Annotated in this window: 21 protein-coding genes, 3 tRNA genes and 1 pseudogene; 11 read left to right on the forward strand and 14 right to left on the reverse strand. The window is 68.1% G+C overall.

Translation table 11 applies throughout. The features are described 5' to 3' along the window. The first annotated feature begins 72 nt into the window (after positions 1-72). Complete coding sequence (locus Q0W90_RS03020) at positions 73-771, forward strand: YciI family protein (protein WP_297594919.1); 699 nt, start codon at positions 73-75, stop codon at positions 769-771. A gap of 4 nt (positions 772-775) precedes the next feature. Beyond that, on the forward strand, positions 776-2002 hold the full coding sequence (locus tag Q0W90_RS03025; RefSeq protein WP_297773097.1) for a sigma-70 family RNA polymerase sigma factor: 1227 nt from the start codon (positions 776-778) through the stop codon (positions 2000-2002). Positions 2003-2073: 71 nt separating this feature from the next. Here the strand turns inward: Q0W90_RS03025 and rplA are convergent, their stop codons facing one another. From rplA to Q0W90_RS03080, 11 genes are all read right to left on the reverse strand, one after another. Continuing rightward, complete coding sequence (rplA, locus tag Q0W90_RS03030) at positions 2074-2781, reverse strand: 50S ribosomal protein L1 (RefSeq protein ID WP_297594915.1); 708 nt, start codon at positions 2779-2781, stop codon at positions 2074-2076. Between the two features lie 76 nt (positions 2782-2857). Continuing rightward, positions 2858-3286 carry a 50S ribosomal protein L11 gene (gene rplK, locus Q0W90_RS03035; RefSeq protein ID WP_007767860.1) on the reverse strand — a complete coding sequence of 143 codons (429 nt, stop codon included), beginning with the start codon at positions 3284-3286 and terminating at the stop codon, positions 2858-2860. A gap of 48 nt (positions 3287-3334) precedes the next feature. Further along, positions 3335-4135, reverse strand: a complete 801-nt coding sequence (gene nusG / locus Q0W90_RS03040; protein ID WP_297594899.1) for a transcription termination/antitermination protein NusG — start codon at positions 4133-4135, stop codon at positions 3335-3337. A gap of 41 nt (positions 4136-4176) precedes the next feature. Then, on the reverse strand, positions 4177-4632 hold the full coding sequence (gene secE, locus Q0W90_RS03045) for a preprotein translocase subunit SecE (protein ID WP_297594897.1): 456 nt from the start codon (positions 4630-4632) through the stop codon (positions 4177-4179). A 146-nt stretch (positions 4633-4778) separates the two neighbouring features. Then, positions 4779-4851: transfer RNA gene (locus Q0W90_RS03050), tRNA-Trp, on the reverse strand. Positions 4852-4990: 139 nt separating this feature from the next. Then, positions 4991-5497, reverse strand: coding sequence for a (3R)-hydroxyacyl-ACP dehydratase subunit HadC (gene hadC, locus Q0W90_RS03055; RefSeq protein WP_297594895.1), 507 nt, complete (start codon positions 5495-5497; stop codon positions 4991-4993). A gap of 3 nt (positions 5498-5500) precedes the next feature. Continuing rightward, positions 5501-5929 (reverse strand): (3R)-hydroxyacyl-ACP dehydratase subunit HadB, encoded by a 429-nt coding sequence (gene hadB, locus Q0W90_RS03060; RefSeq protein ID WP_297594893.1) that lies wholly within the window; start codon positions 5927-5929, stop codon positions 5501-5503. Further along, positions 5916-6395: a (3R)-hydroxyacyl-ACP dehydratase subunit HadA gene (gene hadA / locus Q0W90_RS03065; RefSeq protein WP_297594891.1), complete on the reverse strand. Its 480-nt coding sequence runs from the start codon at positions 6393-6395 to the stop codon at positions 5916-5918. Before hadA ends, hadB begins: the two co-directional genes overlap by 14 nt. A 48-nt stretch (positions 6396-6443) precedes the next feature. Further along, positions 6444-6611 (reverse strand): 50S ribosomal protein L33, encoded by a 168-nt coding sequence (rpmG, locus tag Q0W90_RS03070; RefSeq protein WP_066818100.1) that lies wholly within the window; start codon positions 6609-6611, stop codon positions 6444-6446. 45 nt (positions 6612-6656) lie between these two features. After that, positions 6657-6730, reverse strand: a tRNA-Met gene (locus Q0W90_RS03075). A 51-nt stretch (positions 6731-6781) separates the two neighbouring features. After that, a tRNA-Thr gene (locus Q0W90_RS03080) sits at positions 6782-6854 on the reverse strand. Between the two features lie 132 nt (positions 6855-6986). On the opposite strand from Q0W90_RS03080, the gene Q0W90_RS03085 reads away from it, so the two are divergent. From Q0W90_RS03085 to Q0W90_RS03105, 5 genes and pseudogenes are all read left to right on the forward strand, one after another. Next, positions 6987-7700 (forward strand): MBL fold metallo-hydrolase, encoded by a 714-nt coding sequence (locus Q0W90_RS03085; RefSeq protein ID WP_297699106.1) that lies wholly within the window; start codon positions 6987-6989, stop codon positions 7698-7700. 70 nt (positions 7701-7770) lie between these two features. Beyond that, positions 7771-8618 (forward strand): annotated as a pseudogene (locus Q0W90_RS03090) (hypothetical protein). Next, a complete protein-coding gene (locus Q0W90_RS03095; protein WP_297594882.1) occupies positions 8615-9310 on the forward strand; it encodes a crotonase/enoyl-CoA hydratase family protein in 696 nt (231 codons plus the stop codon). Before Q0W90_RS03090 ends, Q0W90_RS03095 begins: the two are co-directional and overlap by 4 nt. A gap of 60 nt (positions 9311-9370) precedes the next feature. Then, positions 9371-11791 (forward strand): molybdopterin oxidoreductase family protein, encoded by a 2421-nt coding sequence (locus tag Q0W90_RS03100; protein ID WP_297773104.1) that lies wholly within the window; start codon positions 9371-9373, stop codon positions 11789-11791. Beyond that, complete coding sequence (locus Q0W90_RS03105) at positions 11788-12267, forward strand: hypothetical protein (protein ID WP_297594878.1); 480 nt, start codon at positions 11788-11790, stop codon at positions 12265-12267. Before Q0W90_RS03100 ends, Q0W90_RS03105 begins: the two co-directional genes overlap by 4 nt. Before the next feature lie 109 nt (positions 12268-12376). Here Q0W90_RS03105 and Q0W90_RS03110 read toward each other — a convergent pair whose 3' ends face one another. The 3 genes from Q0W90_RS03110 to Q0W90_RS03120 all read right to left on the reverse strand — a co-directional run bounded on the left by Q0W90_RS03110 (position 12377) and on the right by Q0W90_RS03120 (position 14718). Then, positions 12377-13381: a patatin-like phospholipase family protein gene (locus Q0W90_RS03110; RefSeq protein ID WP_297773107.1), complete on the reverse strand. Its 1005-nt coding sequence runs from the start codon at positions 13379-13381 to the stop codon at positions 12377-12379. Next, the gene (cynS, locus tag Q0W90_RS03115) at positions 13382-13849 is read right to left on the reverse strand and encodes a cyanase (protein ID WP_297594874.1); all 468 of its coding nucleotides are present in this window, start codon (positions 13847-13849) and stop codon (positions 13382-13384) included. A gap of 119 nt (positions 13850-13968) precedes the next feature. Then, entirely contained in the window at positions 13969-14718 is a 750-nt protein-coding gene (locus Q0W90_RS03120) for a class I SAM-dependent methyltransferase (RefSeq protein ID WP_297594949.1), read from the reverse strand. Positions 14719-14911: 193 nt separating this feature from the next. Here Q0W90_RS03120 and Q0W90_RS03125 point away from each other — a divergent pair, with 193 nt between their 5' ends. The 4 genes from Q0W90_RS03125 to recD are packed head-to-tail and all read left to right on the forward strand — an operon-like array spanning position 14912 to position 24147. Continuing rightward, positions 14912-15778: a cyclopropane mycolic acid synthase family methyltransferase gene (locus Q0W90_RS03125; protein WP_297773111.1), complete on the forward strand. Its 867-nt coding sequence runs from the start codon at positions 14912-14914 to the stop codon at positions 15776-15778. A gap of 37 nt (positions 15779-15815) precedes the next feature. After that, a complete protein-coding gene (gene recC, locus Q0W90_RS03130; RefSeq protein ID WP_297773114.1) occupies positions 15816-19115 on the forward strand; it encodes an exodeoxyribonuclease V subunit gamma in 3300 nt (1099 codons plus the stop codon). Further along, complete coding sequence (gene recB, locus Q0W90_RS03135; RefSeq protein ID WP_297773116.1) at positions 19115-22417, forward strand: exodeoxyribonuclease V subunit beta; 3303 nt, start codon at positions 19115-19117, stop codon at positions 22415-22417. The genes recC and recB overlap by 1 nt, the downstream gene beginning before the upstream one ends. Next, complete coding sequence (recD, locus tag Q0W90_RS03140; RefSeq protein WP_297700278.1) at positions 22414-24147, forward strand: exodeoxyribonuclease V subunit alpha; 1734 nt, start codon at positions 22414-22416, stop codon at positions 24145-24147. Before recB ends, recD begins: the two co-directional genes overlap by 4 nt. The last annotated feature ends 3 nt before the right edge of the window (positions 24148-24150 follow it).

Here is a 24150-nt window from a genome sequence, read left to right on the forward strand (position 1 = left end):
TAGCGCTGCGCGGTTCGTCGAGTAGGTAGAGAGTGGAGCAGACGGCTTCGCTCACTATCGGAGGTGACGACCATGCAGTACTTCGCCTTGTTGATCAGCAAGGAACAGGACCGTACGCCCGACGATGCCGCCGCCGCGATGGCAGCATTCGAGAGCTTCCACGCCACAGCCGGGCCGGCGATCAAAGCCGGTGACGCGCTGGCGCCCGCCGCGGCCGCCGTGGCCATCACGGGCGGCCCGGATGCGCCGACCGTCACCGACGGGCCCTTCGCGGAAGCGGCCGAGGTGGCGTGCGGCTATTACGTCTTCGAGGCCGAAAACCTCGATGAGGCACTGGCATTGGCACGCGACGTCCCGGTGGCCGCGTTCGGGGCGGTGGAGCTGTGGCCGGTGGTCCACGCCGTCGAGCCGTCCCGCGCGCTCACCGGCGACGACTGGCTCGCGCTGCTGCTGGAACCCCCCGAATCCGCGCACACACCGGGCACGCCGGAGTGGGATGCCGTGGCGGCCAAGCATGTGGATCTGCACGCCGCCGCCGGCGATCATGTGATCGGCGGCGCCGCGCTGCACGACCGATCCACGGCCACGACCGTGCGGGTGCGCGGCGGCGAGGTCCTCATCACCGACGGGCCGTATGTGGAGGGCGCCGAAATCGCCACCGGGATCTACCTCCTGAGCGCCGCGGATCGTGACGAGGCGGTCAAGATCGCTTCGATGATCCCCGCCTCGGCGGTGCACCTGCGCCAGCTGGCGGGAGTCTCCGGCCTGTAAGCAGATGGCCGACCTGGACGGCGTCTTCCGCCGGGAGTGGGGCCCGGCCGTGGCCGCGCTCGCGCGGTGGTCGGGTGACCTCACCGTCGCCGAGGACGCCGTCCAGGAGGCCTGCGCCGAGGCGCTGCGGACCTGGCCGCGCGACGGGGTGCCCGTCAACCCGGGCGGATGGCTGGTAACCGTCGGCCGCAACCGCGCCCGGGATCGCCTGCGGCGCGAATCACTGCGCCCCGGAAAGGAATTGAAAGCGATGCTCGGCGATATGGAGGCCATCAGGGCACGCACCGAGCACACCGACCCGCATCCGGTTCGCGATGACGAGTTGCGGATGATGTTCACCTGCGCGCACCCGGCGCTGGATCGGCAATCACAGCTGGCGTTGACGCTGCGGTTGGTGTCCGGTCTGACCGTCGGTGAAATCGCCCGCGCGCTCCTGCAGACCGAAACGGCAATCGGCCAGCGAATCACGCGCGCCAAGAACAAGGTTCGGCACGCCAACATCCCGCTGCGGGTCCCGCCCGCTGAGCTGCTGCCCGAGCGCACACACCATGTGCTGGGCTGCGTCTATTCGGTGTTCACCGAGGGCTACTGGTCGACCGCCGGGCCTTCGGCCATCCGTGACGACCTCTGTGACGAAGGGATCCGGCTGGGCGGCGAGCTGTGTGCGCTGCTGCCCGATGAGCCGGAGGCGCACGCATTGTCCGCCCTTATGCTGCTGCATGATTCGCGACGCGCGACCCGGGTGGACGAGTCCGGGATGCTGGTGCCGCTCGAAGATCAGGACCGCCGCCGGTGGGACCGCGCACGCATCGCCCGCGGGCTGCAGCGGTTGCGGCGGGCCCAGGGTTCGACGGGCGCTTATCTGCCTCAGGCGGTGATCGCCGCGCTGCACGCGACGGCGCCGTCGTGGGAACATACCGATTGGGTCGCCATCTGCACCGCCTATGACCGGCTATTGGGGATCACCGACTCCCCGGTGGTGGCCGCCAACCGTGCGCTGGCGATTGGGTTTCGCGACGGTCCCGATGCCGGCCTCGCCGCCTTGGACAAGGTGGCGGCCGATCCGCGGCTCGGCCGGTCCAATCTCGTCGTGACGGTGCGCGCCGACCTGCTCCGGCGCGCGGGCAGACCGGCCGAAGCGCTCACCTGGTACCGAACGGCATTGGAGTCCCACGGATCTGAGCCGGGTCGCGAGTTTCTGCGGCGGCGCATCGCCGAGTGCTCAATGTGAAGTCGCCGAACGTCGACTCGTTGCGCCCGTCGGGTCCGAATCGCCCAACAAGTCGACGCTCGCGAGAGAACTCAGTCCTCGGAGAAGTTGCGGGTGACGGACGGGTCGACCGGAATGCCCGGGCCCGTCGTCGTCGAGACGGTGATCTTCTTCAGGTAGCGGCCCTTCGACGCGGACGGCTTGTGCCGCAGCACTTCGTCAAGCGCGGCGCCGTAGTTCTCGACCAGGGCCTTTTCGTCGAAGGAGGCCTTGCCGATGACGAAGTGCAGGTTCGCCTGCTTGTCGATGCGGAAGTTGATCTTGCCGCCCTTGATGTCGGCCACGGCCTTGGCGACGTCGGGGGTGACGGTGCCGGTCTTGGGGTTCGGCATCAGGCCGCGCGGACCGAGCACCCGCGCGATGCGACCGACCTTGGCCATCTGGTCCGGGGTCGCGATCGCGGCGTCGAATTCCAACCAGCCGCCCTGAATCTTCTCGATCAGGTCGTCGCTGCCGACGATGTCAGCGCCGGCGGCCTGCGCCTGCTCGGCCTTGTCGCCGACGGCGAACACCGCGACGCGGGCGGTCTTACCGGTGCCGTGCGGCAGGTTGACCGTGCCGCGGACCATCTGATCGGCCTTGCGCGGGTCGACGCCGAGCCGGATCGCCACCTCGACGGTCGCGTCCTGCTTGCTCGACGACGTTTCCTTGGCGAGCTTGGCCGCCTCCAGCGGGGAGTAGAGGTTGTTGCGGTCCACCTTCTCGGCGGCGGCGCGGTATGCCTTGCTGTTCTTGCTCATTGATTCGTCCAATCTGGTGTTGGGTCGTGGTTAGCGCGGACCGAAGCTGGCCCTCCCACGGTGGTGGTGCGGGGTATTACTCGACGGTGATGCCCATCGACCGGGCGGTGCCGGCGATGATCTTGGCGGCCGCGTCGATGTCGTTGGCGTTCAGATCGGCCTTCTTTGTCTCAGCGATCTCTTTGACCTGATCCCAGCTGACCTTGGCGACCTTGGTCTTGTGCGGCTCGGCCGAGCCCTTGCCGACGCCGGCGGCCTTGAGCAGAAGCTTGGCGGCGGGCGGGGTCTTGAGTGCGAACGTGAAGCTACGGTCCTCGTAGACCGTGATCTCGACCGGGATGACCTGGCCGCGCTGGTTTTCCGTGGCGGCGTTGTACGCCTTGCAGAACTCCATGATGTTCACGCCGTGCTGACCGAGCGCGGGCCCGACCGGCGGCGCCGGGTTGGCCTGCCCCGCCTGGATCTGAAGCTTGATCAGCCCGACGACTTTCTTCTTCGGGGCCATGAGATGTTGTTCGTTCCTTCCTGGTTTATGCCCGGCGTACGCGCCGGTTTAGAGCTTGGAGACTTGGCTGAAGGTCAATTCGACCGGTGTTTCGCGGCCGAAGATCGACACCAGCACCTTGAGCTTCTGCTGTTCGGCGTTGACCTCGTTGATCGTGGCCGGCAGCGTCGCGAACGGCCCGTCCATGACCGTCACCGATTCGCCGACCTCGTAGTCGACCTCGATGACCGGACGTTCCAGCCCGCCCGCCTCGGCGGCGGTGGCCGCGGTGCTGGCCGCGCCCTTGGCGGCCTTCTTCGCCGCCCCGCGCGGCAGCAGGAACTTCACCACGTCGTCGAGCGTCAGGGCCGACGGGCGCGAGGTCGCCCCGACGAACCCGGTGACCCCGGGGGTGTTGCGCACCGCGGCCCACGAGTCGTCCGTCAAATCCATGCGCACCAGGATGTAGCCGGGCAGCACCTTGCGATTGACCTGTTTGCGCTGGCCGTTCTTGATCTCGGTGACCTCTTCGGTGGGCACCTCCACCTGGAAGATGTAGTCGCCGACGTCGAGGTTCTGCACACGCGTTTCGAGGTTGGCTTTGACCTTGTTCTCGTACCCCGCGTAGGAGTGGATGACGTACCAGTCGCCGGGCTTGCTGCGCAGTTCCGCCTTGAGCGTGACGGCCGGGTCGGCCTCTTCGGCGGGCTCGTCGTGCGCCTCGGCAGCGTCGTCCTCGGTCGCGTCGGAGTCCGCGGATGTCGCCGCGTCGTCAGAAGCCTCAGAAGTCTCAGAAGCTTCCGGGACCTCGGCGGTCTCTTTCAGGTCGACCGCGTCACCCGCGGACGGGTCACCGTCGAAGGTAGTCACGGTGTGAGTCCTCTCTGTCACGTAAAAGCGGTGTCACTTGCTCAGCCGAACACCAACAGCACCAGCTTGGTCAGGCCGAAATCCGCCAGGCCGACCAGCGCCACCATGAAGGCCAGGAAGGCCAGCACAACTGAGGTGTAAGTGATCATCTGCTTGCGGTTGGGCCAAATGACCTTCCGCATCTCCGCAACGACCTGCTTGAGGTAGTTGTAGACGAACACGAACGGATTGGCGCGATGATCCCCGGATCTCTTGGGCTTGGCGGCCTTCTTGGCTTTGGCGGCCTTCTTGGTCTTGTCCTTGCCGAGGACCTCGATCTCGCCCGACGACCCGGCGTCGGCGTCCTCGCCGGCGTCGACTGCTTTCTGCCGGGACCGCTTACCGCTGGGGCGTTGGGGCCGCGTCACCACCGCTGTCCGACCGCCACTCGCGCGACCGTCCTCTTTGTCAGTGCCGTCGCTTGCGGCGTCGTTGGCAACATCGCCTTCGTCGCTCACCGCACGCTCCTTTGTTTGCTAGTACCCCGAGAGCCGTCCCATGTGTGGCGGCACATACTTCCAGTGTCCACCATGGCACATCCCTCATTGTCCGCTTCCTCCTCAGGCCGTCCCGGCCTGCATCGTCAGCGGACGTTCGTCTTCAGCAGGGGCGACAGGACTTGAACCTGCAACCTGCGGTTTTGGAGACCGCTGCTCTGCCAGTTGAGCTACGCCCCTTCGCGGTTGGCAGGCCAACCTGCGCTTACCTACGGGGCTTACATGACACGCGCGCCTTCCGATTGCTCGACTCACGGAAAGCGCGCTGATGCTGGGAAAACCCCGAGGACCGAGTGTACATCGGCGCGGGAGTCAGATACTAATTACGCGCTCTCCTGACGACCTGGCCGGATTCTGCGTCCCAGCGCAGGTTCGCGGACTCGTCGCCGTGCTGACCCATCAACGTGGTATAGGCCTCAAGGACAAGCTCACCCTGATCGTTGGTGCAGGTGTTCTTGGTGACGACGATGTCGGCGCCGAAACGCTCATCCACCGATTGGACCTCCATCCGGGCCCACAGCTTGTCGCCCGCCTTGATCGGCTTGGCGAACACGAACCGCTGGTCGACCTGGACGATCACTAAGGTCTCCATGCCGATGTCGACATGCCGGAAGAAATCCAGCTGAACCAACTTGGCCAAGATCGACCCGAATGTCAGCGGCGCCAGGACCGCGGAGTGGCCCAGCTCGGCGGCCGCGTCTTCCCCAAAATACGCAGGGTGGTCGTTCTTGACCGCTTGCGCGAACTGGCGCAACTGCTCCCGCCCCACGACGAAGCAGTCCGGGTAGCGCCAGATCATTCCCCTGATGTCTGTTTTGAGCGCCATCGGCTATGCGAGAGTTGCCGACGCGATGGCCCTGCCGAAGATCTTCTTGCCGCCGGTGGTGGCCGTGAGCGCGATGGTCACGGACTTGGTCTCGGGATCGGCGGACTTCACCCGGCCGCTGAAGATCAACTCGGCGCCCTTGCCGTCGTTGGGCACCGGCACCACCGCGGTGAACCGCACGTTGTACTCGGTGACGGCCCCGGGGTCACCGATCCAGGCGGTGACGTAACCGCCGCCGATGCCCATGGTCAGCATGCCGTGCGCGATGGCGGTGTCCAGGCCGACGACCTTGGCGATCTCGTCGTCCCAGTGGATCGGGTTCAAGTCGCCGGAAACCCCCGCGTAATTCACCAGATCCTGTCGGGTCAACGGGTAGGTCTTCTCCGGAAGCTGGTCGCCCACCTTCACGGAGCTGAACTCACGCAGTGGCATCGGTAAACCCCTCTTCTCCCTCTTCGCCGGCGCGGCCCGCCAGGGTCGTGTAGGTCTCTTGCACGACGTCACCGGCCGCGTTGGTGATGACATTCTTCGTGACGATGATCTGGGTGCCGTGCGACACGCGCACCGAGTCCACATAGACGTCGCAGTAGAGCTTGTCACCGGCCACCAGCGGCGCGAAGTACTTCAGCACCTGGTCGACCTGAACGACCTGCGCGTCTTGGACGGCGACGTTGGCGTACTTGAAGAACGCCGTCTGCGCCGTGTAGCCGAACACGCAGACAAATGTCAGCGGGGCCGGCAACCCCTGGTAGCCGAGATCGGCGGCCGCCTTCTCCTCGAAAAACTCCGGTGCGTCGTTTTGCACGGCGACCGCGTACTCGCGGATCTTCTCCCGCTCCACCTCGTAATGATCGGGATAGCGGTAGTGCATCCCGACGATGCTTTCGCTTAACGGCACGGTTCTTAAGCTACCTAATCAATCGGAATAAACGCTGGCGGGTCGCCGCTAGCGCGTCTCCCGATGCGCCTGGTGCTTACCGCAGTTGGGGCAGAACTTCTTCAGCTCCAGTCGGTCCGGGTCGTTCCGGCGGTTTTTCTTGGTGATGTAGTTGCGGTGCTTGCACACATCGCATGCCAAGGTGATCTTCGGCCGTACGTCGGTACTGGACGCCATGACGGTTCTCTCTCGATTCGTGAAAAGTTCGGTGCTGTTCTGTTGTAGCGATGGCCGGACTCGAACCGGCGACCTAACGATTATGAGTCGTTCGCTCTAACCGACTGAGCTACATCGCCTCTGGCCACCCCTTTGGGGCCGGGGCCGCCGCGCCTGCTCGGGGGCCGCCGAGCCCCCTAACGGAATCGAACCGTTGACCTTTTCCTTACCATGGAAACGCTCTACCGACTGAGCTAAGGGGGCCGTTCACCCGAAGCGATCAGTCGCGCGGGCCTAAAAGAGGGTACAACCTGGCTCGCAGCGTCACCAAACCACGAGTACCGATCGACGGTGGCCCGCCGCGACCCGCCTGGATCCGGGTCCTAATCTGGTCACGTGTCAGAAGACCGGCTGTACTTTCGTCAACTGCTCTCCGGCCGCGACTTCGCCGCCGACGACATGATCGCGACGCAGATGCGCAACTTCGCCTACCTGATCGGCGACCGGCAAACCGGCGACTGCGTGGTCGTCGACCCGGCATATGCCGCCGGTGATCTCCTCGACATTCTCGAGGCCGACGGCATGCGGCTGTCCGGGGTGCTGGTGACCCACCACCACCCCGACCACGTGGGCGGATCGATGATGGGCTTCTCGCTGCGGGGCCTGGCGGAACTGCTGGAACGGGCGTCGGTGCCGGTGCACGTCAATACCCATGAGGCGCTGTGGGTTTCGCGAGTCACCGGGATCGGCCTGGGCGACCTGACCGCACACGAGAACCATGACAAGGTCAGCATCGGCGATATCGAGATCGAGTTGCTGCATACCCCCGGTCACACCCCGGGCAGCCAGTGTTTTCTGCTCGACGGCCGCCTGGTCGCCGGTGACACGTTGTTCTTGGAGGGCTGCGGGCGCACGGACTTCCCCGGTGGCGACTCCGACGAGATGTACCGCAGCCTGCAGCGGCTCGCGACCCTTCCCGGTGACCCGACGGTGTTTCCGGGGCATTGGTATTCGGCTGAGTCGAGCGCCTCGCTGTCGGACGTCAAGCGTTCCAACTATGTGTATCGGGCCGCGGACCTTGACCAATGGCGAATGCTGATGGGCGGCTGAGCGTCGCGGTGATCGCTCGATGGTGACCATTCGGCGCGCGGCGCTGTGATATAAGCGGAGGGTGGATTCCATGGGTTGGATCCAGGACAGCTGGCATGGGGTCACGAACGTCGGGTCCAGCACCTGGATTGCGTGGGCGGCGTGGGCGGCGATCGCCCTCGCCGTCGTCACCCTCGTCTTCACCAACAGCCAGATCACCCGCAATCGCCGCGCGGCGGCGGACCAGACCCGGCCGCACATCGGGGTGTTCATGGAGCCGCATTCCGCCGACTGGCACGTGATCGAACTGGTGGTCCGCAACTTCGGTCAGACCGCGGCCTACGACATCGAATTCTCGTTCGTCAATCCGCCCACGGTGGCCGAATACGAAAGCGCCACCGACGGCTACGCCGACGTCGTCGAATTGCGACTGCCCCGCGAGCTGCCGGTGCTCGCACCCGGTCAGGAATGGCGCATGGTGTGGGATTCCGCGCTCGACCGCGCCGAAATCGGCAGTGGCATCGAATCGCGCTTCACCGGGACCGTCAGCTACTACGACCGGCCCGATCGGCCGCGGCGGTTCTGGCAGCGCGAGCGCTCTCCGCTTCGCACCGAGGTGGTGCTGGACTGGGACGCGCTGCCTCCCGTCCAGCGCATCGAGTTGATGACCACCCATGACCTGGCGAAGCGGGAAAAGGAGAAGCTGGAGCTGCTGCGCGGCCTGCTGACCTATTTCCACTACGCGAGCAAGGAGACCCGGCCCGAGGTCTTCCGCAGCGAGATCGAGCGGATCAACGCCGCGGTTCGGGAAACCCAAGACCGATGGCGCACCCGCCAACTCGACGAACCCACCGACGTCAGCCTGCGCTGGAGTAACGCCGAAGACGATTTGGGCAAACACCACGGCCAGCCCGCGTGACGGCAAGGAGCAAGCCATGACCGCCCCGGTCCACTACAGCACCAAGGACTCCGTCGCCGTCATCAGGATGGACGACGGCAAGGTCAACGCGCTGGGTCCGACCATGCAGCAGGCCCTGGGCGACGCGATCGACCGGGCCGAGCAGGACAACGCCGGGGCGCTGGTGATCACCGGCAACGAGCGGGTATTCAGCGGCGGGTTCGACCTGAAGATCCTCACCTCCGGCGAGGTGCGGCCCGCGATCGACATGCTGCGAGGCGGGTTCGAGCTGGCGTACCGCCTGCTGTCTTATCCGAAGCCCGTGGTGATGGCGTGCACCGGCCACGCGATCGCGATGGGGGCGTTCCTGTTGTCGTCGGGCGATCACCGGGTGGCCGCTCACGCCTACAACATCCAGGCCAACGAGGTCGCGATCGGCATGGTCATCCCGTATGCCGCCCTGGAGATCATGAAGCTGCGGCTGACACCATCGGGTTACCAGCAGGCCGTCGGTCTGGCCAGAACGTTCTTCGGTGAAACCGCCCTTGCCGCGGGCTTTATCGATGAGATCGTGCTGCCCGAGATGGTGGTCGACCGCGCCGAGGAAGCCGCCACCGAATTCGCCGGCCTGAATCGGGGCGCCCACGCCGCCACCAAGCTGCGCGCCCGAGCCGACGCCCTGGCGGCCATCCGCGCCGGCATCGACGGGATCGAAGCCGAATTCGGGATGTAAGCCGCGCGGCGGCCCCGCCCGAGGGGGTTTCGCCGGCCGCTGCCGGGGAAGTCCTCGCCTGTGGCCATCGATCGCATCGCGGACCCCTGGGGGACGCGCACCCCATACGAACCCGGCACCCGATGGCCGGACCGGGTCGACACCTACCTGGCTGACGGGATCACCGCAGAGTCGGTGGATCGCTGGGTGCAATCGGCGGCGGTGCTGCACTCCAACGGTGACGGTCTGGACATCGCCGTCAAGGACGGGCGGATCGTGGGCGTGCGCGGGCGCGCCGTCGACCGGGTCAACCACGGGCGGCTCGACCCCAAGGATCTGTTCGGCTGGCAGGCCAACGCCTCGGCCGACCGGCTCACCACACCGATGGTCAGGAGCGGCGGCGAGCTGAAGCCGTGCGACTGGGACACCGCCATGCAGCGGATCGTGGACCGCACCGCGGACTTGCTCGACAGCTACGGCCCCAGCTCGATCGGCTTCTACACGTCCGGACAGCTGTTCCTCGAGGAGTACTACACCCAGGGCGCCATCGCGCACGGGGCGATCGGCACCAACCACGTCGACGGCAACACCCGGCTGTGCACCGCGACGGCGGCCGAGGCGCTGAAGGAATCGTTCGGCTGCGACGGACAGCCGGGGTCCTACACCGACGTCGACCATGCCGACGTCATCGCGTTGTTCGGGCACAACGTCGCCGAGACGCAGACGGTGCTGTGGGCGCGGATGCTGGACCGGCTGGCCGGCGACTCGCCGCCGGCGATCGTCTGCGTCGACCCCCGGCTGACGCCGGTCGCCCGGCGCGCCACCGTCCACCTGGCGCCGGTACCCGGCACCAACGTCGCGTTGATAAACGGCCTGTTGCACGAGATCATCGGCAGCGGCTGGATCGACCAGGACTACATCGACTCGCACACAGTCGGTTTCGACGAACTGCGCGGGCGGGTCGACGAGTTCCCGCCCGAGCGGGTCGCCGAGATCTGCGGCGTGCCGGCCGAGGACATCCGGCGCGCGGCGCGGCTGCTCGGCACGGCGGAGCGGCTGCTGTCCACCGTGCTGCAGGGCTTCTACCAGTCGCACCAGGCCACCGCGGCGGCCGTGCAGGTCAACAACATTCACCTGGTGCGCGGCATGCTGGGCAGGCCCGGCTGCGGCGTGTTGCAGATGAACGGTCAGCCGACGGCGGAGAACACCCGCGAATGCGGTGCCGACGGGGACCTGGCCGGTTTCCGCAACTGGTCCAACGACTCCCACGTCGCCGAGTTGGCGAAATTGTGGAACCTCGAGCCCCTGCAGATTCCGCACTACGGTCCGCCCACGCACGCCATGCAGATGTTTCGTTACGCCGAGGAGGGCACGCTGCGGATGTTGTGGGTCACCGCCACCAATCCCGCGGTGTCGCTGCCGGAGCTGGCCCGAATCCGCGACATTTTCTCCCAGGAACGGCTGTTCCTGGTCGTCCAGGACATCTTCCTGACCGAAACCGCCGCGCTGGCCGACGTGGTGTTACCCGCCGCCGCGTGGGCGGAGAAGACCGGCACCTTCACCAACGCCGACCGCACCGTGCATCTGTCCGAAAAGGCAGTCCAGGCACCGGGTTCCGCGCGCTCGGACCTCGACATCTTCTTGGACTACGCGCGCCGGATGGACTTCCGCGACAAAGACGGCCAACCATTTCCGCCCTGGACCGATGCCGAGTCGGCGTTCGAGGCGTGGAAGAAATGCAGCGCGGGCCGGCCGTGCGACTACACGGGTTTGAGCTACGAGAAGCTGCGCGGCGGCAGCGGCATCCAATGGCCCTGTAACACAGAATATCCCGACGGCACCGAACGGCTCTATGCCGACGCGCAGTTCTGGGCGAAGCCCGACTACTGCGAGGCATACGGCAAAGACCTGATCACGGGCGCCCCGCTGCAGCCCGACGAATACCGTTCGATGAACCCCCACGGCAAGGCGATCATCAAGGCGGCCGAATACGTTCCGCCCCATGAGCGCACCAGTCCTGAGTTCCCATTCGCGCTGATCACCGGCCGCACCGTCTACCACTTTCACACCCGCACGAAAACCGCGCGGGCACAGCAACTTCAGCAGGCCGCACCCGAGGTATGGGTCGAGGTCTCGGCGGCCGACGCGCGACGCCTGGGCATCGAATCCGGCGAGCTCGTCGAAGTGAGCACACCGCGCGGCCGCGTCAACTGCGCGGCGCGCATCTGCGGCATCCGCGACGGTGTCCTGTTCGTACCCTTCCATTACGGCTACTGGGACACCGACGGGGGCGGGACCGGCACGGCCCATCAGCGGGCCGCCAACGAACTCACGCTGACCGATTGGGACCCGGTGTCCAAGCAGCCGATCTACAAGACGGCCGCCGCCCGGTTGCACAAAGCCCCCGCGCGGCACGCGCAGAGAAACGGGTCGGTGCCCGCGGGCGCGGCGCCCCTGACCGCGGCTGTGACCGAAGTCGTGCCGGCGGGGAGCCGACCATGAAGCTCAAACCGGCGATCCGCGAACTGCACCGCTCCGAACGCAAGCTGGCCCATGAACTCAACGTGGTGGCGGCGCGGCACCACAGCGACCAGGACATCAGCCACCTCGCGCGCGACCTGGCCGGCTGGTCACGCGGTCACCTCGCCGAGCTGGCGCGGCACGGCCGCCACTACGGCCTGCGCCTGTCCGCCGATCCGCGCACCGGGACGATCACCGGTTTTCTGCAATCGCGGATCAGCGGCCTGCTGCGCCACCGGCCGGAACCCGGCGTGATGCTGCTCGCCGATCTGCGCCGGATTCACCGGCTGTCGGCGGGGGTGTCGCTGGATTGGGAGCTACTGGCGCAGGGCGCACAGGCGGCCAAGGATTCCGAACTGCTGAGCCTGGCCTCGCGCTGTCACCCCGAGACGTTGCGGCAAATGCGCTGGGCCAACGCGATGCTGAAAGAGCTTTCACCGCAAGTGCTGATGAACTGAACGGCGAACGCGGTGGCCGCTGCTAGCCGCCACCGCGTTCCCTTCGCCTCCTCGCGGCCAGTCTGACACGTACGGGACGAGTCGTCACTTCACCCAGCGGGGCGACGGCTTACCGGAATCGGTCCAGATAAGCCGGCCAATCCCACGTCGACAGGAAGGTCTGCGCCGCCGCATAGCCGCTCTCGTAGAGCTCTTCGAGACGGCCCCTGGAGATGTCGAAGTCGAGCACGCCGACATCGGTCGATTCGACCGCGATGGCGCGCGCCGCGACCCACGGCTGGCTGAGATGGGTCTGGTCATGGCCGGCCAGCACGGTGGTGAGCAGGCTTTCCAGCAATGCGGTCTGTTCGAAGAGGCGCAACGGTTTCAGGGCCGGCATCACCGCACCGAGGCCCTCGGTGAGCCTCGGCAGGACGGTGATCCCGAACGTGGGCCAGCGCGGCGCCCCTCCGTCGGGCCGATCGAAGGTGTCGATGGGGAAATTCGAGAGCACCCCGCCGTCGACGAGGGTGGACCTCTTGCCATCGGCGCCGGTCAGCTTGACCGGACGATAGAAGAACGGAATCGCCATCGAGGCGCGCACCGCGTGGGCCACCGGCTGCTCATCGGGGTCCAGACCGTAGAGCCGCCGATAGTCCCACGGGAACCGCACCAGCTGGGCCGCGGTCAGGTCCGCGACGGTGACCACCAGCTTGTTGCGCCGCCCTTCGAGCAGGCCGTCCTCGTCGAGATGCAGATCGCCGAAGAAGGTGACGCCGAAGTTCTTCAACTCGCTGCGAATCCAGTCGTGGGCGACGTCGCCGCGGTACATGCTCGTTTCGGTCGCCAGCCCCCAGGCCGCACCGAGATAGGGGACGGGCCCGGCGTCGCGCCACTTGCGGAGCGGGACCGAGAAGGCGAGCTCCTTGACCTGCGCGCCGGTCAGCTGACCGCCGCTGGATCCGGCCGCCAGGATCGCCGCGACCACCGAACCGGCCGAGACCCCGGACACCCTCTTGATCGAATACCCGGCGTCCATCAGGGCGACGATGGCGCCCACCAGACCGATGAACTTGACGCCTCCGCCGGACAGCACGAGGTCAATGGGTTTCGACTGGTTCGCCTCGGATGTCATCTACTGCTCCGACGAATCCCATTGATAGGGAAGGAATTTCCCGTCGAAGGTGACCACGACGCGATCGCCGGACGGGTGCGGTTTCTTCTGTAGGTCGACGCTGAAGTTGATCGCGCTCATGATTCCATCGCCGAACTGTTCGGCGATCAGCTCCTTGAGGGCGCCGCCGTACACCTGCAGGGCCTCGTAGAAGCGGTAGACGGTCGGGTCGGTCGGCACCGCGCTGGGCAGGCCGCCCCGCATGGGGGCGGCGGCGAGCACGGGCACCGTCGACTGGTCGAGGCCGAGCATCTCCGCCAGAACCTTGGCCTGATCAACCGGAATGGGATGCTGTCCGAGCAACGCGGCCGTGGTCCACACCACCGGCCTGCCGATGGCGTCGGCCAGCTGCTGCCACGTCAGCCCCTTGGCCAGGCGCGCGACGACGATCTGTTCGGTGAGTTCGTTTCTCGTCATGCGTATCAGCATTGCACCGCGATCCGGCCGACCGCGCTCGGTGGACCTTGAGGCGCATTCCGAACCCGATAGCGCCTGCGCTATCAAATCTGGGCGGGACCTCCAAGGCCTCCACCACCGGCGCCCACGCGTCAGCCCGGCTTGGTCGCGGTGACCAACCGGGTGGAGAACCAGGGGCCGCCGTACCACATGCGCCAGCCGAGGTTGCGGCGCCGCACGCTGCGCCAGCCCAGTTCGCGCAGCCGCGCGGCGTGCTGACGCGTCTCCCAGAGGTCCGCGATCGCGAGCCGGCCACCCGGTCGCAGCACGCGCGCGGCCTCGTCGAGCGCCTGCCGCCGGCCGGCGTGGCCGCCGATGTTGTGGATGGCCAGGTTGCTCACGATCACGTCGACGCTGTCGTCGGCCAGCGGCAGCGCGGTCATGTCGGCGGTGTACACCTCGATGCGGTCGGCGACGCCCTCGGCCACCGCGTTGGCCAGCGTGGCCTGCCGCGAGTTGTCCGTCTGGTCGGCCTGCCACAGATCGACACCGATCGCGCGGCCCCGCGGCAACCGCTTGGCCGCGGCCAGCAGCACCGCACCACGCCCACACCCGAGGTCGAGCACCGTCTCGTCGCCGGCGAGCGGCAGGTCGCGCAGGACCCGGTCCCACACGACGAATTTCCCGGACCGCGTCGCATACATGTACAGCAGCGTGTTTCCCGCGATCCCGGCGCTGGACACCGCGGCCAGTGCCGCCCTGAGCCGCCTGCCGCGCGCCCAGCTGATCCCCGCCCACACCACCAGGGCGGCGACCTGAGCGCCGACGCCTATCGCCTGGGTTCGCGCCGAGACTTTGTGAAAGGACCCGTCGACTCCGTAATCGCCCCGATGGCCATGCACACCGCGGTCGAGGTCCTCGTCGGCGCCCATCTGGTTACCTCCCGGCAGCTGTTTTTCCCCAGTATTGACCGGGCCCGCCCGGCCGGCCCGTCCGCGTTTGCTTTTTGCGATATCGGGAAGCCGTGGTGAACCAACCGTGCGACCCGCTCGTGAACAGCTGAATGGCCCCGAGTCTGAAAGGCGGGTAGCCGCCGTGGCAGAGAAGCTGACGCCGCACTTCGAGGAGGTGCAGGCCCACTACGACCTGTCGGACGACTTCTTCCGGCTGTTCCTCGACCCCACCATGACCTATAGCTGCGCGTATTGGGACCGCAACCGGGACATACCGCTGGAAGAGGCGCAGCTACGCAAGATGGACCTCTCGCTGGGCAAGCTGGGTCTGCGGCCCGGGATGACGTTGCTGGACGTCGGCTGCGGCTGGGGCGGCACCATGCGCCGCGCGATCGAAAACTACGACGTCAACGTCATCGGGTTGACCCTGTCCAGACACCAGGCCGAACACGTCCAGAAGCTCCTCGACTCGCTGGACACCGAACGCAGCAGGCGGGTACTGCTGCACGGCTGGGAAGAGTTCGACGGAACCGCGGACCGGATCGTCTCCATCGGCGCGTTCGAGCATTTCGGGTATGACCGCTACGACGACTTCTTCGCGATGGCCTATCGCACCCTGCCCGATGACGGGGTGATGCTGCTGCACACCATCACCATGCTGACCCCGCAGCAGATCGTCGAACATGGCCTGGACCTGTCCGACGAGCAGACGAGCTTCAACGAATTCATCGCCACCGAGATCTTCCCGGGCGGCCAGTTGCCGGCGATCGAGATGGTGGAGTTCCACGCCTCCAAGATGGGTTTCAACCTGAAACGCAGGCAGTCGCTGCAGCTGCACTATGCCCGCACGCTCGACTGTTGGGCCGAGGCATTGCGCGCGCACCACGAGGAGGCCGTCGCGATTCAGTCCGAGGTGGTCTACCAGCGCTACATGCGATATCTGACCGGCTGCGCCAACGCATTCCGCGCCGGATACATCGACGTCAACCAGTTCACCTTGACGAAGTAGGCCCCGCCGGGCGCTGGGGGTTTATCGTGACAGCGCAATGCCGCTTCATCTGCACCGCGCCGAGCGCACCGATCTGTTGGCCGACGGTCTCGGCGCTCTGCTGGCCGACCAGCCGGCCGACCCGTTCGCCCCCGAGCTCGTCGTGGTCCCCGCGCGCGGCGTGGAGCGCTGGCTGAGCCAGCGGCTGTCGCATGTGCTCGGTCGCGACCGCGGCGGCGACGGGGTGTGCGCCGGGGTTTCATTCCGCAGTCCCGGCTCGCTGATCGCCGAAATCACCGGCACCGCCGACGAGGATCCGTGGTCGCCGGACGCCATGGCCTGGCCACTGCTGGAGGCGATCGACTGCTCGCTGGACGAGCCGTGGTGCCGCACGCTGGCCATGCATGTCGGTCATTTCCACACCGGCGCGGAAGCCGAGCTGCGCAGGGGCCGGCGGTACGAGGTGGCGCACCGGCTGGCCGGGCTGTTCGCCTCCTACGCGCGGCAGCGCCCCCAGCTGCTGATCGACTGGGGCAACGGCGACCCGGGCGATCTCGACGGGGACCTGGACTGGCAGCCCCAGCTGTGGCGGGCGCTGGTTTCGCGAGTGGCGGCCGACCCGCCGCACGTTCGCCACGGCAAGACCCTCGCGCGGCTGGCCGAAGCGCCCAGCGACCTGCCCGCTCGGCTGTCGCTGTTCGGGCACACCCGGTTGGCCCGTACCGATTCCGAGCTGCTGGCCGCCGTGGCCCTCCACCATGAGCTGCATGTGTGGCTGCCGCACCCCAGCGACCCACTGTGGCGGGCGCTGGCCGATATGCACGGGGCGATTCCTCGCCGGGAGGACACCAGCCATCGGGCCGTGGGCCATCCCCTGCTCGCCACCCTGGGACGGGATCTGCGCGAACTGCAGCGCAGCCTGCCGGCGGACCCACAGACCGACGAGTACCTGGCCGGCGACGCGCGCCCGGACACGCTGCTCGGCTGGGTGCAGTCCGATATCGCCGACAACGCCGTTCGGCCGCGGGGGCGCTCGCTGGCCGCCGAGGACCGATCGGTGCAGATCCACAACTGCCACGGCGCGGCCCGCCAGGTCGATGTGCTGCGCGAGGTGCTGCTCGGCCTGTTGACCGACGACCCGACGCTCGAGCCGCGCGACATCCTGGTGATGTGTCCGGACATCGAAACCTACGCGCCGCTGATCGTGGCGGACTTCGGCCTCGGCGACGTGGTGCACGGTGCGCATCCGGCCCACCAGCTTCGGGTGCGGCTGGCGGATCGATCGCTGATTCAGACCAACCCGCTCCTGCAGGTGGCCTCCCAACTGCTGGCGCTGGCCGGCGGCAGGGTGACGGCCAGTGAGGTGCTCAACCTGGCCCAGGCCGCTCCGGTGCGCGCCCGGTTCGGCTTCACGGATGACGATCTGGAGGCCATCACCCGCTGGGTGCGGCAGGCGAACATCCGGTGGGGATTGGACCAGGAGCATCGGCGGCCCTACCACGTCGACTTCGTGCACAACACATGGCGTTTCGGCATCGACCGGATATTGGCCGGCGTCGCGATGTCCGACGACTCGAACGCGTGGATCGACGCGACGCTGCCGCTCGACGACGTCAGCAGCAACCGCGTCCAATTGGCCGGTCAGTTGGCCGAATTCGTCGCCCGGCTGCAGCACGTGGTCGACTCGCTCACCGGCACCAGGACGTTGACCGAGTGGCTGGCCACCCTCGACGACGGCATCACGCTGTTGACGCGCGTGCACGATTCCGACGGATGGCAGACCGGTCAGGTGCGACGCGAGTTCGCCACGGTCCTGGGGCACGCCGGGTCGCGGGGCGACACCGTGCTGCGGCTGCCCGACATCCGCGCGCTGCTGACCCGGCACCTCGCCGGGCGACCGACGCGGGCCAACTTCCGCACCGGCACCCTGACGGTGTGCACCATGGTGCCGATGCGCTCGGTCCCCCACCGGGTGGTGTGCCTGGTCGGCCTGGACGACGGGCTGTTCCCGCGTCTCGGCGCCGTCGACGGTGACGACGTGCTGGCCCGGCGCCCGATGACCGGGGAACGCGACATCCGTTCCGAAGACCGGCAATTGCTGCTCGACGCGATCTGCGCCGCCACCGAGAAGCTGGTGATCACCTACACCGGCGCCAACGAATACTCGGGGCAGCCACGCCCGCCCGCGGTGCCGCTGGCCGAATTGCTCGACACCCTCGACATGACCACGACGACGAAGGTTCGCCACCGCATCGTCGTCGAGCATCCGTTGCAGCCGTTCGACATTCGCAACGTCATCCCGGGTGAACTGGTGCCGGAGGTGCCGTTCAGTTTCGACCCCACGGTACTGCGCGCGGCGCGCGCGGCCACCGGCGAGCACACCGAACAGCCGAGGTTCATCGCCGCGCCGCTGCCGCCACCGCCGGCCGGCGACGTCAGCCTGGCCGACCTCGTCGGCTTCTTCAAAGACCCGGTGAAGGGCTTCTTCCGTGCCCTGGAATTCACGCTGCCGTACGACGTCGACGGCGTCCAAGATGCCATGCCGGTCGACATCAACGGCCTCGAGGAGTGGACGGTCGGCGACCGGATGCTGGGCGACATCCTGCGCGGGATGAGCCCCGAGGACGCGCGGCAAGCCGAGTGGCGCCGCGGCACGCTGCCTCCGGGCCAGCTGGGATGGCGCAAGGTCACCGAGATTCGGGACCAGGCGGCGACGTTGGCGCTCGAGGCGCTTCGCCATCGGCAAACCCATCGACTCGCCGGCGGCGCCGCCTATGACGTCGACATCGATCTGGGCGTCGGGCGGCGACTCACCGGCACGGTGTCCCCGGTCTACGGCGATGCCCTGGTATCGGTGACCTATTCCAGGCTGGACGGCAAGCACCTGCTCGAGTCGTGGATTCCGTTGCTGGCGTTGGCCGCTCACGACCCTGGCCGTGACTGGTCGGCGGCGTGTATCGGCCGCATGCGCAGGGGCACCAGCATCCGGGTGGAGGGCCTGGGGCCGCCGGGCGGCGATCCCGTCGAGGTGCTGCGTGAGCTGGTGACGATTTACGATGCGGGACGGCGGGAGCCAATTCCGTTGCCCATCAAGGCATCCTATGCCTGGGCGGCCGCGCGGTACGGCGGCGACGATCCGGTGGCCGAGGCGCGGCGCCGATGGAAATCCAGCGATCGGTACCCCGGTGAGGACCAGGCGCCCGCGCACGTGCGGGCGTGGGGACGCGGCGCACCGCTGGAAGACCTGATGCAGCCGGTGCGGCCGGGCGAGGACTGCGACGGCGAAGACAACCGGCTCGGTGCCTATGCGGCGCGGCTCTGGCTGCCGATGCTGCGCGCCGAGCGGAAGCCGGCCTGATGGAGCGTTTCGATCTTTTGGGCGCGCTGCCGGCCGAGCGCTCCACCACCGTGCTGGAGGCCAGCGCGGGAACCGGCAAGACGTTCGCGCTGGCCGGCCTGGTGACCCGGTATCTCGCCGACGGTGCCGCGAGCCTGGATCAGATGCTGCTCATCACGTTCGGCCGCGCCGCCAGCCAGGAGTTACGGGAGCGTGTCCGCTGCCAAATCGTCGATGCCGTAGGCGCTTTCGCCGATCCGTCGACGGTCGGCGACAACCAGTTGGTGGAGTACCTGCTGGACGGCACCGCCGATCAGCGCGCGGCGCGTTGCCAGCGTCTTCGCGACGCGCTGGCCGGCTTCGACGCGGCGACGATCGCCACCACCCACCAGTTCTGCCAGCTGGTGCTGCGCTCGCTCGGCGTGGCCGGCGACACCGCGGCCGGCGTGACCCTGCTGGAGAGCCTCGACGACCTGGTCACCGAGATCGTCGACGATTTGTACCTGGCCCACTTCGGGCAGGAACGCGACGATCCGGCGCTGCACTATCGCGAAGCGCTCCGGCTGGCACGCGAGGTGGTCAACAACCCGTCGACTCAGCTGCGGCCGCGCGATCCCGATCCCGATTCGAGGGCCGCCGTCAATCTCAGGTTCGCCAACGATGTTCTGGCCGAACTCGATACGCGCAAGCGCCGACTCGGCGTCCTCGGCTACGACGATCTGCTGATCCGACTGGCCGACGCGCTGGCCACCGACGACTCCCCCGCCCGGCTGCGCATGCATCGACGCTGGCCGATCGTCATGGTCGACGAGTTCCAGGACACCGACCCGGTGCAATGGCAGGTGATCGACCGCGCGTTCAGCGGGCGCTCCACCGTGATTCTCATCGGCGACCCTAAGCAGGCGATCTATGCGTTTCGCGGCGGTGACATCGTGACCTACCTGCGGGCGGCGGAGACGGCGGGCCAGCGCAAGACCCTGGACACCAACTGGCGCAGCGACTCCGCGCTGCTGCAGCGGCTGCAGGTGGTGCTGCGCGGTGCCCAGCTCGGTGACCCCGCCATCGTGGTGAACGACGTCGGCGCACATCACCGGGGTCATCGGCTCGCCGGCGCGCCGCGCAATGACCCGTTCCGGCTGCGCGTCGTGTCGCGAGAGACGCTGGGGCGCCGTGGTATTCAAAACCTACCCATCGACGAGCTGCGGGAACACATCGGCGCCGATCTCGCCGCCGACATCCGCGCCCTGCTGGCCGGCGACGCCACGTTCGACGGCGACCCGCTGCAGGCCCGCGATATCGCCGTCATCGTGGAAAGGCACCGCGACGCGCAGGCGTGCTTCACGGCGCTCTGCGACGCGGGCGTCCCCGCGGTCTACACCGGAAACACCGATGTCTTCGCCTCCGAGGCCGCCGGGGACTGGTTGTGCCTGCTGGAGGCCTTCGACCAGCCGCACCGGCCCGGCATGGTGCGTGCGGCCGCGGCGACCATGTTTTTCGGCGAGACCGCCCAAACGCTGGCGGCCGGTGGCGACGCGCTCACGGATCGGATCGCGAAGACCCTGCGGGAGTGGGCCGGTCATGCGCGCGAGCGCGGTGTCGCGGCCATTTTCGAAGCCGCCCAACTGCTGGGGATGCGGGATCGCGTGCTCGGCTGGCAGGGCGGCGAGCGACACATGACCGACCTGGCGCATGTCACCCAGCTGCTGCAGGAGGTGGCACACCGCGAGCATTACACCCTGCCGGCGCTGCGCGACTGGCTGCGCCGGCAACGCGACGAGCGCGCCGGCGCGCCCGAACGCAACCGCCGGCTCGACAGCGACGCCGCCGCCGTCCAGATCATGACCGTCTTCGTCAGCAAGGGCCTGCAATACCCGATCGTGTATCTGCCGTTCGCGTTCAACCGCAACACCCAGGACAGCGACGTGGTGCTGTTCCACGACGAGGACGGCGCGCGTTGCCTGCACGTCGGCGGCAAGGACAGCCCCGACTTCAAAGCCGTTGAGCGGCTGGGCCGTAAAGAGGACGCCAGCGACGACAGCCGGCTGACCTATGTCGCGTTGACCAGGGCGCAGGCCCAGGTGGTGGCCTGGTGGTCACCGGCGTACTACGAACCCAACGGCGGCCTGTCGCGCCTGCTGCGCGGCCGCCGGCCCGGCGATCCGGTCGTTCCGGACCGGTGTGAACCCGCGAAGATCTCCGACGGAGACGCCCTCGCCCGGTTGCGCGAGTGGGAGGCCGCCGGCGGTCCGGTCATCGAGGACTCGGTGGTGGCGCCGGCCCCCGCGCTGTCACCCGCCCCGACGCCCGCCAACCTGGGGAGCCGCCACTTCCACCGCGGCATCGACACCGCGTGGCGGCGCACCTCCTACTCCGGCCTGATCCGTGGCGCCCAAACCAGCGGGGTGAGCAGCGAACCCGACGTCGCCGAACTCGACGACGAGGTCGGCGATATCCCGTTGGCTTTCCCGGTGACCGGCCCGGACGTGCCCTCGCCGATGGCGGACCTTCCGGCGGGCGCCACCTTTGGCACCCTGGTGCACGCCGTGCTGGAGACGGCCGACCCGTTCGCCGCGGATCTGGCCGCCGAGCTAGCGGCGCAGATCCGGGAGCACTCGGCGTGGTGGCCGGTCGCCGCTGCCCCCGAGGAACTGGCCGCGGCGATGGTGCCGATGCATGACACACCGCTCGGCCCGTTGGCGGGCGGAATGACGCTGCGCCACATCGGGCTGTCGGATCGATTGCGCGAACTCGATTTTGAGCTGCCGCTGGCCGGCGGTGATCGACGTTCGGCGGCGCCCGAGGTGCGCTTGGCGGATCTGGCGCCGCTGCTGCGCGAGCACCTCCCGGCCGACGATCCGCTGGCATCGTATGCCGACCGGTTGATGGACCCGGGTCTCGGTGCGCAGTCGTTACGCGGATACCTCACCGGCTCGATCGACGCCGTGCTGCGCATTCCCGACGGCTCGGGGCACCGCTTCGTGGTGGTGGATTACAAGACCAACCGGCTCGGGGATCCGGAGCGGCCGCTGACGGCCGCCGACTACGACCGGCCGCGGATGGCGGAGGCGATGTTGCACTCGGACTATCCGCTGCAGGCGCTGCTGTATAGCGCGGTATTGCATCGGTTCTTGCGTTGGCGACTACCGGATTACGACCCGTGCCGGCATCTCGGTGGCGTGCTTTACCTGTTCGTGCGAGGCATGTGCGGCGCCGCTACCCCGGTGCTCGACGGGCATCCGTCGGGCGTCTTCAGCTGGCAGCCGCCGCCGTCGTTGATCGCGGCTCTGTCGGATCTGCTCGATGCCCAGGGGGTGCCCGCGTGACGGTGGAGGTGGTGTCCGGGACTCCGTTCAAAGCGGGATTGCTGCGCACGTTCAGCGATGCCGGCATCTTTGAGCCCGCGGATATTCATGTGGCGCAACGCCTTACCGTGCTCACAGGTGAATCCGACGACCGGGTGGCGCTGGCGGTCGCCCTCGTGGTGCGTGCGCTGCGGGGCGGTTCGGTCTGCGTCGATCTCCGCGCGGCGCCCGCACAGATCGGCGACCCCGACCTGCCCTGGCCCGGCGCCGACGACTGGATGGCGGCGGTGCGGGCCAGTCCCTTGCTCGGACCGCCACCCGTGCTGCGGATATTCGGCGAGCTGCTGTACTTCGACCGCTACTGGCTCGAGGAAGAGCAGGTCTGCACCGACCTGCTGGCGCTGTCAGCGGCCCCGGTCACCGTCGAACCAGCCAGCTATGAAAGGCTTTTCGAGCCCGGTTACGAAGAACAGCGGGCGGCCGCCGAAATCGCGGTCTCGCAGCCGGTGACGGTGCTGACCGGCGGGCCCGGCACCGGCAAGACCACCACGATCGCGCGGCTGCTCGCGCTGCTGGTCGAGCAGGCGCAGCGGGCCGGCCTGCCGCGACCCCGGATTGCGCTGGCCGCACCGACGGGTAAGGCGGCGGCGCGGCTGGCCGAGGCGGTGGCCGCGGGAGCAGACGAGCTCGGCGCGGCCGACAGGGCGCGGCTGACCGGCCTGCCGGGGACCACGCTGCACCGGCTGCTGGGGCCCCGGCCGGATACGTCGGTGCGGTTCAAGCACAATCGCGCCAATCGGCTGCCGCACGACATCATCGTGGTCGACGAGACGTCGATGGTGTCGTTGACGATGATGGCTCGCCTGGTCGAAGCGGTCCGGCCGGACTCGCGGCTGATCCTGGTCGGCGATCCGGACCAGTTGGCCTCGGTGGAAGCGGGGGCCGTGCTGGCCGATCTGGTGGATGGGCTGGCCGCCCGGGACGACGTGCGGGTCGCCGCCCTGCGCACGCCGCACCGATTCGGCGCGTCGATCGGCGCGCTGGCCGAAGCCATCCGGGTCGGCGACGCGGACCGGGTGGTCGGGTTGCTGGCGGCGGGCGGTGAGCATGTCGAGTGGGTGGATTCCGGGCGCCCGGCCGACCGGCTGCGCGAGGTGCTGGTTTCGCACGCGCTGCGGCTGCGCTCGGCGGCGCTGCTGGGCGCGGCGGACGAGGCGTTGTCCACGCTGGACGAGCACCGGCTGTTGTGCGCGCACCGCGAGGGGCCGTATGGGGCGACGCATTGGAACACGCTGGTGCAGAAGTGGCTTGCCGAAGCGACCGGCCAGCCGGCCTGGTCGCAGTGGTACGCCGGGCGTCCACTGCTGGTGACGGCGAACGACTACGGGCTGCGGCTCTACAACGGCGACACCGGAGTGACGGTGGCCGGCGCGGAGGGCCTGCGGGCCCTCATCGCCGGCGCCTCCGGGCCGCTGGACTTCGCGACCAGCCGCCTCGGCGAGGTGGAGACGATGCATGCCATGACCATCCACAAGAGTCAGGGCAGCCAGGCCGACGAGGTGACCGTGTTGATACCGCCGGAGGATTCGCGGCTGCTGACGCGGGAACTGTTCTACACGGCCGTGACCCGGGCGAAGGCCAGGGTGCGGGTGGTGGGGCCCGAGGCGTCGGTGCGCGCGGCGATCGAGCGCAGGGCGATGCGGGCCACCGGACTGCGGCAGCGGTTGCGCGCCGACGACGCGACGACGTGACGG

Source organism: Mycobacterium sp. (genome assembly GCF_025933915.1).
GTDB lineage: Bacteria > Actinomycetota > Actinomycetes > Mycobacteriales > Mycobacteriaceae > Mycobacterium.